We start from the raw sequence: 14,616 nt of genomic DNA on the forward strand, positions 1-14,616 counted from the left end.
GGAGCGTGGAAGTCGGGGTACATGAGCGCCACCGGGAGCCGGGAGCGGCCGACGGCGGAGTCCGACGCCACGCTCGCGGAAGGGGAGATTCACGACGTCCTCCGGAACGACCGGCGTCGGCTGGTTCTCGAACGGCTCCGAAACCGCGGTGGGTCCGAAACCGTCGCCGAACTCGCCGAGTTCGTCGCGGCGGTGGAGGCGGGGACGTCGCCACCGCCCCGGAACGTCCGCCAGAGCGTCTACGTCTCGCTCCACCAGACGCACCTCCCGAAACTCGACGAACTCGGCATCGTCACGTACGATCCGAACGAGAAGACGGTGTCGCTGGCCGCCGGTGCCGAGCGAGTCGCCCCCTACATGGACGGGGGTCGAACGCACAGGCGGCGTGGGCGGAGTTCTTCGCCAGCGTCGGCCTGGTCGGCCTGGTCGGCGTCGCCCTTGCCGCCGCGGGCGTCCCGCTGCTCGCCGGGCAGGCGGCCGTCGTCGGCGGCTGTTCGCTGGCCGTCGTCGCGCTCGCGGCCGCCTATCAGCTCGCGACGGGGACGGAGTCGCCCCCTCGCCGTTCTGACGCGAGTTCAGTCTTCGTCGACGGCGGCGTCGCTGCCGACGCGGCTCCGGTGGGTGTAGTAGGAGTGGGCCCCCGCCGAGAGCGCGAACACGGCGGTGATGACGCCGGCGAGCAGCAGATCGGGGACGAGCGAGAACGGATACAGATCGAACCAGGCGGCCGAGAGCACCACCAACACGAGCAGCGACAGGCCGAGGTAGTAGTCACACCACGGAATGTCGTGTTCGGAGACGACTTCGAGGTAGATGTCTAACTCCGCCGCGCGTTCGGCGAGTTCGATAGTGCCGCGGTCCTGGTCGTAGTCGACGACGCCGGCGTCGTCGAGTTTCGGGAGGTGCGTCTGGTGGAGCGACGTGTAGACGCGCTTCCGTTGCTTGTAGTTCAGTTCGGAGGCGTCGACGTCGTTCTCCCACGCGGCGATTTGCTGGGAGAGGTCCCGGATGCGCACCGGCCCGGGGTCCGATTTCAGATATTTCAGGACGTATCGACGCCGCTGGTTGCTCAGCATCGAGAAGATGACGTCTCGCGACAGTCCCTCGTCGCCCCCTCCGCGAACGTGCTCTTTGCAGACATTCCCTTGGTCCCAACCCCGCTGGATGAAGTAGAGACTACTACGACGAGGGGTGGTATAAAGAATCTGTTACGCGAAAGTACGACCCCGTCCGATCGACGCGCCGGAGGGGTTCTGTTCCGCTCGCTGCGCGACTCGCCCGTTCAGAAGCATGCTCGGTCGGGGATTTGAACCCCGGTCATCGGCTCGAAAGGCCGATATGATTGGCCGGACTACACCAACCGAGCGGTCCGGGTCGGCTAACCTTCGCGTTCCGAGGGAAGGACTACTCGGTTATAAATCCGTCCAAACGCGTTCGGGGGCGGGAGTCAGTGACAGGCGACCGGGGGTCGAGCGTCACTCCGTGTGTCGCCAGAGATAGAGGCTGGCGACGGAGCGATACGGCCGCCACGCCTCGGCCCGGTCACGCATCTCCCCGCGGGTCATGTCGGGGTCGAAGAGATCCTGCATCGACCGCCGGATGCCCAGGTCCTCGACGGGGAAGACGTCCGGTCGGCCGAGGCAGAACTGGAGGAAGATCTTCGCGGTCCACGGGCCGACGCCCGAGATGGCCGTGAGTTCGTCCGTCACCTCGTCGTCCGACAGATCGCGAAAGTACGCCGCGTCGTAGTCGTTCTCGACGTACGCCGCGGCGACGTTGCGGATGTACCCCGCCTTCTGCCGAGAGAGGCCGACCGACCGGAGTGCCTCCTCGTCGGCGTCGGCGATCCGTTCGGGAGTTATGTCGAACGCCTCGTAGAGGCTCTCTCGCATCGATTCCGCGGCGGCCATCGACACCTGCTGGCGGAGAATCGCCACGACGAGTCGTTCGAAAGTGTCCGTCGCGGGGTCGACGGTGAGGACGCCGTGGCGGTCCACGAGTTCGGCCATCACCGGGTCGGTGACGAGGTGGGCGACGGCGTCGGTTCGTTCGTCGACGGTTCGAGACGACATGGAGTGCTCTATCACGCCGGGGGAGAAGAATCGTTCGGCGACTACTCCTCCAGCATCTCCTCGTCGGTGGGACTCCGGACGTCCTCGTCGGCGCGGCGGCGCACGTCCACGCGGTAATGCTCGAGGATGTCGCGGCCCAGGAGCAAGGGGTACTCCATGTGACCGCGGTCCTCGACGCTGGCGGTGACGGTGTGCTGGGTCCCGCCGATGCCGATGACGAGGTCGACGACCGGGCGGGCCTTCCCTCCCTTGACGCTCCCCGATTTCACGCGCGTCATGCTCTTGATCGGCCCGGCACCGATTTCCGCGGCGAGGCTCGTGTCGATGCTGGTCCGGGTCGCGCCGGTGTCGGATTTGGCGAACACCTGCGTCGACCCGCTGGTGCCGGAGACGTGGACCTCCTCGATGTAGCCGATGACGGGCAGGGACTCCTGTTCGGGGCGTTCGATGCGGGGCTTACACGACGGCGTCGAGTCGTCGAGCGACGTCGAGAGTTCGGCGACGCGACCGGCGGCGACGTCGCCGCCGCCGCGCTCGATGGCGAGACGGGCGATGTGAGGGGCCGGGCTCGTCCCGGTCGCCCGATAGAGACCCTTGAATCCCGCCGTGGGGTTCACTTCGAGGACGAACCAGCCGTCGTGGCCTTCGATGAGGTCGATCCCGGCGTAGTCGAGGTCCATGATCTCGGCCGCGTACAGCGCCGTCTCGGCCGCGCTCTCGGGAAGCGTTTCGGTGGCGTCCTCGACGTCGCCGCCGAGGGCGACGTTGGTTCGCCAGTCGCCTTCCGGCGCGTACCGGTACATCGCCCCGACGATCTCGCCGCCGACGACGTAGACGCGGAGGTCGCGGTGTTCCGTCTCGTCGCGTTCGACGAGGTCCTGGAGGAACGCCTGGCGGTTGCCGACGCGAGGGTTGACGGGGTCGGTGAGGTCGACCTTCCAGGTCCCGCCGCCGTGGGTGCCGATGGCCGTCTTGTAGACGCCGACCTCGCCGAACCGCTCGCGTCCCTGATTGAGTCGGTCGTTCGAGAGCGCGAGCAGGGCGTCGGGGACGCGGATGTTCCAGTCGGCGAGCGTCGTCGCCGTCGCGAACTTGTGGATGGCGGTGAGGACCGTCTCCGGTTCGTTCAGCATCGGCCGGATGCGGTTGAACGTCGTCGCCAGGCCGAGCAGTTCCGCCGGTTCCTCCGTGTTCGAGAGCAGCAACCGGTTCGCGATGACGTCGACGTCCGGTTCGAGGGTCACCTCGCTGTCCTCGATGGAGACGGCGGTGTTCTCGCGGCGGAGCCACACCGGTTCGTGGCCGAGATCCTCGACCGCGTTCAGGATGGCTTTCGTCTCCTTGCTGTTGTGGAGTGACAACACCCCGACCCGTACCTGTTCCCGGTCGGTTCCTGGCATACGACCCTCTATTTCAGTCGGGTTTCAAAGGCGTGCCGGTCGGCACGAGAACGCGCGAGCACGGGGCGACAGTCAGCGTCGGAATCGGGGACGGAGTCGACCGGTTACGACGATTCCCGTCGGAAGGCGGACTGCCACACCGGTCGACTCGACGCCGTGAGCATCCCGGCGCGTTCGGGCACCGGAAGGTGGCTCGTCGCGGACGGGCCGTCGGGGCGACCGCACGTCGAACGGCGAGGGATCCACTGGACACGGTGCCCGCTCCGCCCGGGCCGTCGGCGTCTGCCTCGATCGGACGCGGATTCCGCCGCCGAGGAGGAGACGTTTTACGTCCCGGCGACGGGTGTGGGAGTATGTCCGCAGACGGGGCCTTTACGTACAACGGCGGGAAGGTCAGCCCCGGCGAGACGCAGAACATCCGGTACGGCATCAGCGAGACGTATCTCGGTGATCCCGTTCGCATCCCGGTCACGATTATCAACGGCGACCGGACGGGGCCGACGGTGTTCCTCTCGGCGGCGGCCCACGGCGACGAGCTCAACGGCATCGAAGTCGTTCGGGAGGTCGCGTTCGGCTGGGACCTCTCGACGCTCGCCGGGACGCTCGTCTGTCTGCCGGTGTTGAACGTGCCGGGGTTTCTCACCCAGCAGCGCTATCTCCCCATCTACGACCGCGACCTGAACCGCTCGTTCCCGGGCGCGCCGGACTCGACCAGCGCCAAACGGATGGCCCACGAGATATTCGAGAACTTCATCTCGCCCTGCGATTTCGGCCTCGACTTCCACACCTCGACGCGCGGGCGAACGAACATGCTCCACGTCCGTGCGGACATGGCCCACGAAGACTGCCACCGCCTCGCCAAGGCGTTCGGGACGAACGTCATCATCGACAGCGAGGGGTCGTCCGGGACGCTCCGCGGCGAGGCCACGTCGTCGGGCACGCCGACCATCACCGTCGAGATGGGGGAGGCACACCGCTTCCAGCGGTCGCTCATCGACGACGCCCTCGCCGGCGTCAGGAGCGTCTTCGCCGAGTACGGGCAGAGGCGGACACGCCGGTCCGCTGGCCGGGGTGGCGGACCGTCATCACCGACGACAAGGAGAAGACGTGGATCCGGTCCGACGCGGGCGGCATCGTCGACATGCACCACGAACGGGGCGCGCTCGTCCACGAAGGCGAGCGGATCTGTACGATCACGAACCCGTTCAAAGACGACAACGTCCCCGTCCGCGCGCCGTTTACGGGGCTGGTGGTCGGCGTCCTGGAGAACCCCGTCGTCTACCCCGGAAATCCGCTCTGTCACCTCGTCGAACTCGGCGAGGAGACGCGACGCGTCGTCGAACGGAGTCAGTCGCGGACGTAGCGGCGCGCGTCGCGTCGACGGACCGTCGGCCGACGAACTCGCACACGTAACTTCTATTGCCTCACGGTCCGCAGGTCCCTCTTGAGTATGAGTCAGTCTTACAATCGAGGCCGTATCGAGGACTTCGGCCGGTGGCGGGAGTTCTCGGCCGGGATGTGGGCCTGGATCTTCCACAAGTTCACCGGCTGGGTGCTGATCGGCTACCTGTTCACCCATATCGCCGTGCTGAGTACCGCGCTCACCGCGGCGAACGCCGATCCGAGCACCATCGCCGCACACAACGACGTCTACACGCAGACGATTCGGGCGCTGGAGAGCCTGCTGGTCGTTCGGATCCTGGAGGTCGGCTTGCTGGCAGTCGCCGTCTTCCACATCCTGAACGGCATCCGACTGCTCCTGGTCGACCTCGGCATCGGGCTGGAGGCACAGGACCGGAGCTTCTACGCGTCGCTCGTCCTGACGGGCGTCATCGCCGTCGCGAGCGTGCCGACGTTCCTCGCCGGGGTGACGTTCTGATGGCCGAGCGCTACTCCTCGTTCGAGAAGGGCGGCCGTCGCTGGCTCCTCCAGCGCGTCACCGCCGCGTTCCTCATCGTCGTCCTCGCGTTCCACTTCTTCCTGCTGCACTTCGTCAACCACGCGAACGAAGTGACCTTCCAGATGAGCGCCGGCCGGATGCAACAGTGGATCTACTACTCGCTGATGGTCCTCTTTCTCATCACCGCGACGTTCCACGGCGTCAACGGCGTCTACAACGCCCTCGTCAACATGGGGCTGACGGGCGCGCGAAAGCGAGCGATGAAGGCGGCACTCAGCGTCGCGAGTCTGTTGCTCATCGTGCAGGGACTCCGCACCGCGAACGCGTGGGCCGGCATCGACCTCCTCCCCATCATCTAACATGAGCACACAACAACCCGAAACCCAGGAAGACGACGAGAGCGAGGGCGAACTCGAGACGACGTCGCCCGCACAGCAGCAGCGGCTGGAGAAAAAGCGCCAGCGCGCGGCGGCACGGGAACAGCGCGAGGCCGAAGCGGCCGAACGCGCCGCCGCCGACGAGAACACCGTCCATCTCAAGGTGTTCCGCTACGACCCCGAAGTCGAGGGCAAACAGGAGCCCCGTTTCGACGACTTCTACGTCCCCTTCCACAAGGGGATGACCGTCCTCGACGCGCTGATGTACGCGCGCGACAACTACGATTCGAGCCTGACCTTCCGGCACTCCTGTCGGCAGGCCATCTGTGGCTCCGACGCCCTGTTCATCAACGGCTCCCAGCGCCTCGGCTGTCAGACGCAGGTGTCGGACCTCGACGACCCGGTCCGCGTCGAACCGCTCCCCCACCAGGAGGTCGTCAAGGACCTCGTGGTGGACATGGAGCATTTCTACGACCAGATGGAGGCGGTCGAGCCGTACTTCCAGACGGACGACCTGCCGGACGACGAACTCGAAGAACAGCACCAGACCCGCGAGAACCGCGAGAAGGTGAAGATGTCGACCCGGTGTATCTGGTGTGGCGCGTGTATGTCCTCGTGTAACATCGCGGCCGGCGACAACCAGTATCTCGGCCCGGCGGCGCTCAACAAGGCCTACCGGTTCGCCATGGACGAGCGCGAGGGCGCGGACATGAAACAGCGCCGTCTGGAGATCATCGAACAGGAACACGGCGTCTGGCGGTGCCAGACCCAGTTCTCCTGTACCGAGGTGTGTCCGAAGGACATCCCGCTGACCGAGCACATCCAGGCGCTGAAGCGCGAAGCAGTCAAGAGCAACCTGAAATTCTGGTAATATGTACGAATACGACGTAATCGTGGTCGGTGCCGGCGGTGCCGGCCTCCGGGCCGCAATCGCGGCACAGGAAGCAGGGGCCGAGGTGGCGATAGTGACGAAACTCCACCCCGTCCGCAGTCACACGGGCGCGGCCGAAGGCGGCATCAACGCCGCGCTCCGCGAGGGCGACGGCTGGACCGACCACGCCTACGACACGATGAAGGGGTCGGACTATCTCGGCGACGCGCCCGCGGTGGAGGCGCTCTGTAAGGAGAGCCCCGAAGAAGTCATCCAACTCGAACACTGGGGAATGGCCTTCTCGCGCGACGAGGACGGCCGCGTCTCCCAGCGACCGTTCGGCGGCCTCTCGTTCCCGCGGACGACCTACGCGGGCGCGGAGACGGGCCACCACCTGCTGCACACCCTCTACGAACAGGTGGTCAAACGGGGCATCGAAGTGTTCGACGAGTGGCACGTCCTCGACGTCGCCGTCACCGACGACGACGAACCCGAAGAGCGGTCCTGCCACGGCGTCGTCGCCTACGAGCTGGCGACGGGCGACGTCGAGGCGTTCACCGCCCGCGACGGCGTCATCCTCGCCACCGGCGGCCTCGGTCAGGTGTACGATCACACCACCAACGCCGTCGCGAACACGGGCGACGGCGTCGCCATGGCCTACCGCGCCGGCGTCCCCATCGAGGACATGGAAATGATCCAGTTCCATCCGACGACGCTCCCCTCGACGGGCGTCCTGATCTCCGAGGGCGTCCGCGGCGAGGGCGGCATCCTCTACAACGCGAACTCCGAGCGGTTGATGTTCGAGCACGGCTACGCGAACAACGACGGGGAGCTCGCCTCCCGCGACGTCGTCTCGCGGGCCGAACTGACCGAGATCAACGAGGGCCGCGGCATCGAGGACGAGTACGTCCACCTCGACATGCGCCACCTCGGCGAGGAGCGCATCCTCGACCGGCTGGAGAACATCCTTCATCTCGCGGAAGACTTCGAGGGCGTCGACGGCCTCGAAGAGCCGATGCCGGTCAAGCCCGGCCAGCATTACGCGATGGGCGGCATCGAAACCAACGAGTTCGGCGAGACGTGCGTCGAGGGACTCTACGCCATCGGCGAGTGCGCCTGTGCGAGCGTCCACGGCGCGAACCGTCTCGGCGGCAACGCCCTCCCCGAACTCACCGTTTTCGGCAAGCGCGCCGGCCGTCACGCCGCCGGCGAGGAGATGGGCGAACCGAAGATCACGACCGGCAAGACCGGCGACTACGAGAAGGAACGGTCGACTCCCCGGTCGAACTCGGCGAACCCGGTTCGGGAGCCGTCGCGGACGGCGGCTCGGCGGCCGAAACCGCCGACGAAGTCGTCGAGCGCACCCTCGAACGCCAGCGCGACCGCATCGAACGACTCCTGGAGAAAGACGACGGCGTCCAGCACGCCTCCATCCGGGCCGACGTCCAGAAGTCGATGACCCGGAACGTCAACGTCTTCCGCGAGGCGGGCGCGCTGAAGGAGGCGCTTCGCGACATCCGCGAGGCCCGTGAGCGGTACAGCGACGTCTACGTCGAAGACCCCTCGCGAACGTACAACACGGACCTCATCCACACCATCGAGACGCGCAACCTCCTCGACGTCGCCGAGACCATCACCGTGGGCGCGCTCGCCCGTGACGAGTTCCGCGGCGCGCACTGGCGCAAGGAGGCACAGGAACGGCGCGACGACGTGTGGCTCAAACACACGATGCTCTCGTGGAACGACGGATCGCCCGAACTCTGGTACAAGCCGGTCGTCCTCGAAGGCGAGGAGAAGACCTACGAACCGAAAGTGCGGAGTTACTGACTCGCGACGGCCCCGTCGCGTCCCGCTCGCCACCCCGGTTATCCGGGCGACACAGCGGGAGAAGACGTCGGTCGGCGATCGATTCGTCGCACGTGTCAGTCAGGAGTGGCGGGGCGAGCGCGCCTCCCTGACGGTGGCACCGTCACGGACCATATCCTCGCAACTCGGACAGACACGGGGCTCCTCTACTTCGTCGGGCGTGAACACTCTCGCGTAATCTGGGGTGACGAACGACCCGCAGTTCTGACACTCTGGCATACGGGATTTCGTCTGGATGGAACACATATATAAGCTAACCATAATTACTGAGCCAGCCGTCGAACGTCCCGTTTCGGCCCGACGTCGGCGTGGTCGGAGACGGGTCCGAGCGGAGAATCATCGAGCGGACGACCACCGAGCGGACGCCGCGCGAGTCCACGGCGGTCGAACGCCGGCGGGCGGGTCACGCAGCTGTCTGGACCACCAGCGGAGCCACTCCGCGAGCGGGCCGTCCGCGCCGTCGACGCTGACCCGGAGCGTGCCGTCGACGCGCCACCGCGCCACGTCCGACTCGGGGCCCATCCGAATCGGAACGTCGACCGTCAGTTCCTCGAACGAACACTCGAGGTCTTCCTCGCGGTCGATGATGGCGTCGAGCACGTCGTCGACGGCGTCGAGCCACGTCTGCTCTCGGGGCGTCGGCCGTCGACGCGCCGGTGGTTCGTTCGACATCGTTTAGACGAGGACCGGACAGGGGCTTGTATCTTCGGTCGGGGCAGCTCCCGAGTCGGAGCGAGCCGTCCTCCTCGGCGAGGATGCCCCGCTCTTTCGCCGTTTCGAGGATGGTCTCGCACTCGCGGTCCGAGACGTCGTACGCTCCCGTGATGAGCGCCGTGAGCTCGCCCCGGTCGATGGGGAACTCGCGGTTCTGGAGCAGTCGCATCACCTTGTAGTAGTCGTCAGGGACGCCGTCGGTCGTCGCGCCGGTCTCGCGTGCGTCGGTCGCTCCCGCGTCGGCCGCTGTGTCGCCCCCGCCGTCGGCGTCGCCGGCGCTCGATTCGCCCGCCTCGGCGGCCGCGTCGTCGCCGAACGCCTCGTCACCCTGGCCGCCTCCGTCGTCGGCGTCACCGGCCGCGTCGGTCCCCGACGAGTCGCGCTCGACGTCCGCCTCCGCCGTCGATTCCGCCGCGTCGTCCGGGTCGGTCGCCGCCCCGGCCGCGCCCGACGCGGTCGGATCGTCGGACGTGGCGTCGAAGGTGACTTCCTGGTGGGCGCTCCCGCCGGACGCGACGTCCGTCGGCGGTCGTTCGGACGCGTCCGTCCGGGTGCGTTCGGACGCGTCCGGTGTCGTCGCCGCGGCATCTAGGCGCGTCACGAGCGGGTCGACGACGCGGCGGAGCTTCTCCTGACAGGACGTACAGAGGACGACCGTTCGCTGTTCCTCACCGGGCGGAGCGAGGCGTTCGGGGACCGTCGCGCACTCGCGAAGGGACTCGCTGACCGTGCCACAGAAGTAACACGACTGCAACTCGGGCATACCGAACCCCTCGCGCAGCGTCGTGCTAAGTGTTTTCCAATCGGCCGCTCTACCGGGGGACCTTTGCCGGTCGATCCCAGACTCGCGGGCATGTCCGGACCTCGAACCCGGCGACGCCTCCTCGTCGCCGCCGGAACGCTCCTCGCCGGGTGTGGACGCTCGGCCCGCGAGGAGACACCGACGGGCCGGCCAGCGACGGCCACCCGAACGAGGACGCGAACGACGGCGACCACGTCGCATCGGACCACGCAGTCGACGGCGACGTCGAACCCCACCGTCGTCTCCGGTCCAGCGGCGTGTTCCGGGACGCCAGCGACGCCCGAGTGGAAGGCGTGGCCGACCGCGCGGTACGACGCCGGCAACGCGGGCGTCGCCCCCACGGCGAACGCGCCGAACTCGATTCCGGTGGTCAGACGCTGGACCGCCGGCGGCACGCCGACCGGGCCGGTCGTGAGCGACGGCACGCGCTGTTACGTGAGCACGACGTCCGCCGTGCGCGCGCTGTCTCCGACGGACGGCCGAGCGCAGTGGACCGTCCGCATCGAGAGTGCCGGCGTCGGCGTCGCCGTGGCCGACGGAATCGTGGTCGCCCCGACGGCTGGCGGGGCGGTGCTCGCACTCGATCCGGAGTCCGGCGAGCGTCGCTGGCAGGCAGCCCTCGATTCGACGCCGACGACGCCCCCGCGCCTCACGTCGGACGCCGTCGTCGTCGGGACGGAGTCGGGGATGGTCGTCCTCGCTCGCGACGGCGGCACGCGCTGTCTGACGGTGGCGACGTCGGGACCGGTGACGGATCTCGCTCTCGGCGGGCGGCGGGCGTACGCCGCGGTGTCGAGCGACCCCGTCGGGAGCGTCGTCTCGGCGAACCTCGCCGCCGAACGCGTCGCGTTCGACCGCTTTCTGACTGCACCGCCGCGGGCACTCGCCGTCGTCGACGGCCGACTCTACGCCCTCACCGAGTCGAAACTCGCGGTCTCCGACGCGGAGACGGGCGAGTTCGACTGGCGACGGGCGGGCGGCGGGTCGTCGCTGGTCGTCGGGGATCCGATCGTCGTCGCCTCGGAGTCGACGCTCGCGGCAGTCGCTCCCGACGGCGACGCCGCGTGGCGCGAGTGGTACGACGACGGGGAGATCACGGGCGTCGCCCGCGCCGGGGAGTTCCTGTTCGTCACGTTCGCGGACGCCCCTCGCGCCCTCGCCGTCGTCGACGCGGCCACCGGACGGACGCGCGTCGAACACCAGTCGGCGGCGGCGTTCGCGCGGCCGACGGTCGCGCAGGACCACGTCCTCGTGACGACGCCCGACGACGCGCGTGCCTTCGAGGAGTTGGCGGGCAGTCGGTGAGGAAATTAGCGGGCGGCCGGTAGAGGAAATCCGGCAACAGCGAGGCCGACCCCCACATTATTACCCGCGTTCGACGTAGCCCGCCTGAATGGTACTCCGGTCGCTGCTGGGCGAGGACGCCGACATCCTCCGGGAGTGGGACTTTCGGGCGATGCTCGCAGCGAACCTGCTCGCGCCGCTGGGCATCCCGCTGGTGTCGCCGCTGTTGAACTCGCTCGCGGGCCCGTTCGGCGTCTCGACGACGCGCGTCGGCCTGTTGATCTCCGCCTACACGGCCCCGCCGATATTCCTCATTCCCGTCGTCGGCGTCCTCGCCGACCGCTACGGCCGGAAGCCGCTTCTGCTGGCCGGAATCCTCCTCTACGGTATCGGCGGGACGAGCATCGCGTTCACCACCGAGTTCCGCGTCGCCGTCGCCCTCCGGTTCCTCCAGGGCATCGGCTTCGCCGCGCTCACGCCGATCATCATCACGAGCCTCGGCGACCTCTACGGCGGCTCCCGGGAAGCCACCGCGCAGGGCCTCAGATTCACCAGCTCCGGCGTCTATCAGGCCATCTTCCCGCCCATCGCGGGCGTCCTCGTCGGCGTCGCGTGGCAGTACCCCTTTCTCATCTACGCGCTCGCCTTCCCCGCCGCCGCCGCCGTCTATCTGTGGTTCGACGAACCGCTCGCCGGGCGTCGCACCGACGGCGGGGACGACGGCCCGGCGGACGACCCCGAGAGCGACGGCGGCGAAAGCCAGGTCCGCGAGCTCCTTCGGCTGGTGCGCCGGCCGCGCGTCCTGTCGCTGATCGTCGGGCGGGCGCTCCCGATGTTGGCGTGGGTCGGCTTTCTCACCTACAACTCCCTGCTCGTCGTGCGAGCCATGAACGGGACGGCGGCGGAGGCGGGGATACTGGTGACGATAAACAGCGTCACGCTCGCGCTCGGGGCGAGTCAGGCCGGGCGGATCACCGCGATGTCCGACTCGCGAATGTGGCCGCTGGTCGTCGCCAACGTCGCGCTCGGCGTCGGACTCGCCGTCGTCGCGTTCGCGCCCGCGCTGCCCGTCGCGGGCGTCGGGAGCGGGGTTCTCGGTCTCGGCTTCGGCGTGTCGCTGTCGCTGTATCGGAGCGTCGTCACCGGCCTCGCGCCCGCGACACTCCGGGGCAGTCTCGTCAGCATCGCCGAGTCGCTCGGTCGCGTCGCCTCGACAGTGACGCCGATCGGGATGGGCGTCGTGGTGACCGCGCTCACCCCGGCGCTCGGCCTCGTCGATGCCGTTCGCTGGACCACCGTCGGCGTCGGCGTCCTCGCCGGCGGCGTCGGCCAGCTCTGTCTCGTCGTCGCACGGCTGTCGCGGGAGTAGATGAGAGAGCGAGCCGAACTGGCCGTAACGCCACGACCTCGTGGCGTACGGTCACCCCGTCCGATGACCCGGGGGACGAGCGCGATAGCTGCACAAACGACGTTGTCGAACAAAAACTGTTAACCGTCCTATTGCGTACCTTGGACCGATGCAGACGGAATCCGAACTCGTCACTGCGGTCAAGGCCGACTTCCTTCGGCTGCTGACCGCCTGGCGCGGGCTTTTGTTCTCGGTGAATTCGACCGATCATCCGGTTCGAACTCGGTGGCGACCCCGGACCACCGGGACCGTCTCGCTTTCTGGATGTGGAGCGCACTGGGATCCGTGCTGATCGTCGCTACGTACCCGTTCGCAGTCGCCGGGTTCTGGGTACGATACGTGACCCGACGACTCAATCGCGTCGCGGCTGGGTTGGGTCTGCTCGCGATCGTCGCCGCCGTGGCCGTCGCCTGGAGCGCGTTGACGGCGCTGGCGTGGGGGAACCTCCCGGCCGCTGGATTCAAGGCCGTGCTTACGGCGAGCGTGGTCGCGACGGCGTCGGCCGGGCTCGCCTGGGGAACCGCTCGCGTCGGCGGCCGGCGGCTGACCCTCCTCGCCGCGTATCCGTTCGTCGTCGCAGCGATCTTCCTGCCACCCGTGACGGCCGCGCTCTTTTCCCCCACGCTGGGCGAGGTTATCCTCCCGAGGAGCACGTCGATAGCTGCGTGGATACTCGACAATGTATTGGTAGTCGGTGATCTCAACGCGGTCGTCCGGCAGCAGTTCGATCTGTCGGGGTTCGCGTTCGTAGCGATGTGGTCCGGCTTCGCTGTGCCGATCGGCTGGGGACTGGGCCTCCTCGTCACGTTCGCGAACGCGGTCCGCCCCCACGGAGACGGGCGACGGTAGGTCGCTGACGGCGCGGACAGTCAGTCTGTCCCGTCGGCCCGTAATGTATCACCGACGCGTTCGTGTTCGACGGCCTGCTGTTGCAGCGAGTTGATCCGGGGAACCTCGGTGACGTTGGAGAGCAACACTGTGGCCGCGATGGTCGACGACCCGGTCCGTGGGTCGTCGCCGGCGAGCACCTCGACCGTTTCCGTCTCCTCTTCGAGCCACTGGCGGGCACTCTCGAAGCCTCGGCGGGAGAGTTCGTCCGGAGGACCGGACAACACGACGAGCACTCGCTCGGCGCTCGACACCTCACAGGGCAGTGTCAGCTGCGAACCGAGTGACTGCCGGACGAGGCTCTGAACCTTCTCCGCGTCAGTCCGCTCGTCCGACGTTTCGGTTTCTCGGACGCCGGGAAGGATCGAACGGAGCCACGACAACAACCCTCCGCCGTCGTCGAGTTCGGTCGCGGCGTATCCGACCGACGCGACGCCGCCCGGCGAGAGCGTGCGGACGATGTCGCTCGAGTCCAACGTGTTCGCACCGATCGACGACGGATCGTGGTCGCCCCTGGCAAACAGTGTAACGACTCGGGAAGCCAGTTCGCGGTTCGCCCGTTCGTACCGTTCGTCGGGGGCGTCGGCGTCGCTATCGGTGTCGACCCACCGGTCGTTGTCGAACAGGAGGGTGCTGTCGGCGGTCGGGACGATCGACCTGAGCGATCGGGCGGCGTTCAGCGCCGGGCGTCCACCCTCGTCTGCGGCCGGAAGGACGCCGAAGACGTACACCGGTTTGTCGTACATCTCCTGCAGCCGCTCGACGAGCACGGCTCCGGCCCCGCTCCCGGTGCCGCCGCCGAGACTCGCCACGACCAGTACGCCGTCCAGTTTGCGCATCGTGATCGAGTCGAGGGCGCGGTGTATCTCGGGGAGTCGGTGCGAGTGACCTCGACGGCGAGGTCCTGATCGCCGTCGACACCGTCCTCGACGTCACGGTGCGTGTCGCCGATCGTTACGTGTTGCTCCTGCGGGACGTGATCGAAACCGCCGCCGACCGTACGCGAAATGTCGACCGTTAGCAGGTTCCCGTAG

General features: G+C 67.9%; 14 protein-coding genes, 1 tRNA gene and 2 pseudogenes. 10 read left to right on the forward strand and 7 right to left on the reverse strand.

The window, feature by feature from the left end; all coding sequences use genetic code 11:
* Positions 1-21: 21 nt before the first annotated feature.
* Positions 22-627 (forward strand): DUF7344 domain-containing protein, encoded by a 606-nt coding sequence (locus ACFQJD_RS11165; RefSeq protein ID WP_379798251.1) that lies wholly within the window; start codon positions 22-24, stop codon positions 625-627.
* Here the strand turns inward: ACFQJD_RS11165 and ACFQJD_RS11170 are convergent.
* The 4 genes from ACFQJD_RS11170 to ACFQJD_RS11185 form a co-directional block, all read right to left on the reverse strand.
* Complete coding sequence (locus ACFQJD_RS11170) at positions 576-1,076, reverse strand: DUF7344 domain-containing protein (protein WP_379798253.1); 501 nt, start codon at positions 1,074-1,076, stop codon at positions 576-578. The genes ACFQJD_RS11165 and ACFQJD_RS11170 overlap by 52 nt on opposite strands.
* 215 nt (positions 1,077-1,291) lie before the next feature.
* Positions 1,292-1,366, reverse strand: a tRNA-Glu gene (locus tag ACFQJD_RS11175).
* A 109-nt stretch (positions 1,367-1,475) separates the two neighbouring features.
* Positions 1,476-2,072 carry a DNA-3-methyladenine glycosylase family protein gene (locus ACFQJD_RS11180; protein WP_379798255.1) on the reverse strand — a complete coding sequence of 199 codons (597 nt, stop codon included), beginning with the start codon at positions 2,070-2,072 and terminating at the stop codon, positions 1,476-1,478.
* 41 nt (positions 2,073-2,113) lie between these two features.
* The gene (locus ACFQJD_RS11185) at positions 2,114-3,472 is read right to left on the reverse strand and encodes a RimK/LysX family protein (protein WP_379798257.1); all 1,359 of its coding nucleotides are present in this window, start codon (positions 3,470-3,472) and stop codon (positions 2,114-2,116) included.
* Positions 3,473-3,825: 353 nt separating this feature from the next.
* Here ACFQJD_RS11185 and ACFQJD_RS11190 point away from each other — a divergent pair.
* The 5 genes and pseudogenes from ACFQJD_RS11190 to ACFQJD_RS11210 all read left to right on the forward strand — a co-directional run bounded on the left by ACFQJD_RS11190 (position 3,826) and on the right by ACFQJD_RS11210 (position 8,447).
* A pseudogene (locus tag ACFQJD_RS11190) lies at positions 3,826-4,835 on the forward strand (succinylglutamate desuccinylase/aspartoacylase family protein).
* Between the two features lie 87 nt (positions 4,836-4,922).
* Positions 4,923-5,351, forward strand: a complete 429-nt coding sequence (gene sdhC / locus ACFQJD_RS11195; protein WP_379798260.1) for a succinate dehydrogenase, cytochrome b556 subunit — start codon at positions 4,923-4,925, stop codon at positions 5,349-5,351.
* Positions 5,351-5,731, forward strand: coding sequence for a succinate dehydrogenase (locus ACFQJD_RS11200; protein WP_379798261.1), 381 nt, complete (start codon positions 5,351-5,353; stop codon positions 5,729-5,731). Before sdhC ends, ACFQJD_RS11200 begins: the two co-directional genes overlap by 1 nt.
* 1 nt (position 5,732) lies before the next feature.
* The gene (locus ACFQJD_RS11205; RefSeq protein WP_379798263.1) at positions 5,733-6,620 is read left to right on the forward strand and encodes a succinate dehydrogenase/fumarate reductase iron-sulfur subunit; all 888 of its coding nucleotides are present in this window, start codon (positions 5,733-5,735) and stop codon (positions 6,618-6,620) included.
* Between the two features lies 1 nt (position 6,621).
* Positions 6,622-8,447, forward strand: a pseudogene (locus ACFQJD_RS11210) (FAD-binding protein).
* A 99-nt stretch (positions 8,448-8,546) separates the two neighbouring features.
* Here ACFQJD_RS11210 and ACFQJD_RS11215 read toward each other — a convergent pair.
* Together ACFQJD_RS11215 and ACFQJD_RS11220 are read right to left on the reverse strand one after the other, a co-directional pair.
* Positions 8,547-8,705, reverse strand: a complete 159-nt coding sequence (locus tag ACFQJD_RS11215) for a DUF7563 family protein (RefSeq protein ID WP_379798265.1) — start codon at positions 8,703-8,705, stop codon at positions 8,547-8,549.
* 184 nt (positions 8,706-8,889) lie between these two features.
* Complete coding sequence (locus tag ACFQJD_RS11220; protein ID WP_379798267.1) at positions 8,890-9,963, reverse strand: hypothetical protein; 1,074 nt, start codon at positions 9,961-9,963, stop codon at positions 8,890-8,892.
* A gap of 90 nt (positions 9,964-10,053) precedes the next feature.
* Here ACFQJD_RS11220 and ACFQJD_RS11225 point away from each other — a divergent pair, with 90 nt between their 5' ends.
* The 4 genes from ACFQJD_RS11225 to ACFQJD_RS11240 all read left to right on the forward strand — a co-directional run bounded on the left by ACFQJD_RS11225 (position 10,054) and on the right by ACFQJD_RS11240 (position 13,543).
* Complete coding sequence (locus ACFQJD_RS11225) at positions 10,054-11,307, forward strand: PQQ-binding-like beta-propeller repeat protein (RefSeq protein WP_379798269.1); 1,254 nt, start codon at positions 10,054-10,056, stop codon at positions 11,305-11,307.
* A gap of 88 nt (positions 11,308-11,395) precedes the next feature.
* Positions 11,396-12,655 (forward strand): MFS transporter, encoded by a 1,260-nt coding sequence (locus tag ACFQJD_RS11230; RefSeq protein ID WP_379798271.1) that lies wholly within the window; start codon positions 11,396-11,398, stop codon positions 12,653-12,655.
* A 148-nt stretch (positions 12,656-12,803) separates the two neighbouring features.
* On the forward strand, positions 12,804-12,986 hold the full coding sequence (locus ACFQJD_RS11235; RefSeq protein WP_379798273.1) for a hypothetical protein: 183 nt from the start codon (positions 12,804-12,806) through the stop codon (positions 12,984-12,986).
* An 80-nt stretch (positions 12,987-13,066) separates the two neighbouring features.
* Complete coding sequence (locus ACFQJD_RS11240; RefSeq protein WP_379798275.1) at positions 13,067-13,543, forward strand: hypothetical protein; 477 nt, start codon at positions 13,067-13,069, stop codon at positions 13,541-13,543.
* A 20-nt stretch (positions 13,544-13,563) separates the two neighbouring features.
* Here the strand turns inward: ACFQJD_RS11240 and ACFQJD_RS11245 are convergent, their stop codons facing one another.
* The gene (locus ACFQJD_RS11245) at positions 13,564-14,421 is read right to left on the reverse strand and encodes a cell division protein (protein ID WP_379798277.1); all 858 of its coding nucleotides are present in this window, start codon (positions 14,419-14,421) and stop codon (positions 13,564-13,566) included.
* Positions 14,422-14,616: the final 195 nt, after the last annotated feature.

The sequence above is a fragment of the Haloplanus sp. GCM10025708 genome, assembly GCF_042663985.1.
In the GTDB taxonomy this organism is placed as follows: domain Archaea; phylum Halobacteriota; class Halobacteria; order Halobacteriales; family Haloferacaceae; genus Salinirarus; species Salinirarus marinus.

What these genes read in the sequence shown, in the direction of transcription:
- ACFQJD_RS11235 (WP_379798273.1), top strand. Translation starts at nt 12,804, where the DNA reads ATGCAGACGGAATCCGAACTCGTCACTGCGGTCAAGGCCGACTTCCTT.
- sdhC (WP_379798260.1), top strand. Translation starts at nt 4,923, where the DNA reads ATGAGTCAGTCTTACAATCGAGGCCGTATCGAGGACTTCGGCCGGTGG.
- ACFQJD_RS11220 (WP_379798267.1), bottom strand. Translation starts at nt 9,963, where the DNA reads ATGCCCGAGTTGCAGTCGTGTTACTTCTGTGGCACGGTCAGCGAGTCC.
- ACFQJD_RS11215 (WP_379798265.1), bottom strand. Translation starts at nt 8,705, where the DNA reads ATGCCAGAGTGTCAGAACTGCGGGTCGTTCGTCACCCCAGATTACGCG.
- ACFQJD_RS11200 (WP_379798261.1), top strand. Translation starts at nt 5,351, where the DNA reads ATGGCCGAGCGCTACTCCTCGTTCGAGAAGGGCGGCCGTCGCTGGCTC.
- ACFQJD_RS11225 (WP_379798269.1), top strand. Translation starts at nt 10,054, where the DNA reads ATGTCCGGACCTCGAACCCGGCGACGCCTCCTCGTCGCCGCCGGAACG.
- ACFQJD_RS11245 (WP_379798277.1), bottom strand. Translation starts at nt 14,421, where the DNA reads ATGCGCAAACTGGACGGCGTACTGGTCGTGGCGAGTCTCGGCGGCGGC.
- ACFQJD_RS11165 (WP_379798251.1), top strand. Translation starts at nt 22, where the DNA reads ATGAGCGCCACCGGGAGCCGGGAGCGGCCGACGGCGGAGTCCGACGCC.
- ACFQJD_RS11205 (WP_379798263.1), top strand. Translation starts at nt 5,733, where the DNA reads ATGAGCACACAACAACCCGAAACCCAGGAAGACGACGAGAGCGAGGGC.
- ACFQJD_RS11170 (WP_379798253.1), bottom strand. Translation starts at nt 1,076, where the DNA reads ATGCTGAGCAACCAGCGGCGTCGATACGTCCTGAAATATCTGAAATCG.
- ACFQJD_RS11180 (WP_379798255.1), bottom strand. Translation starts at nt 2,072, where the DNA reads ATGTCGTCTCGAACCGTCGACGAACGAACCGACGCCGTCGCCCACCTC.
- ACFQJD_RS11230 (WP_379798271.1), top strand. Translation starts at nt 11,396, where the DNA reads ATGGTACTCCGGTCGCTGCTGGGCGAGGACGCCGACATCCTCCGGGAG.
- ACFQJD_RS11185 (WP_379798257.1), bottom strand. Translation starts at nt 3,472, where the DNA reads ATGCCAGGAACCGACCGGGAACAGGTACGGGTCGGGGTGTTGTCACTC.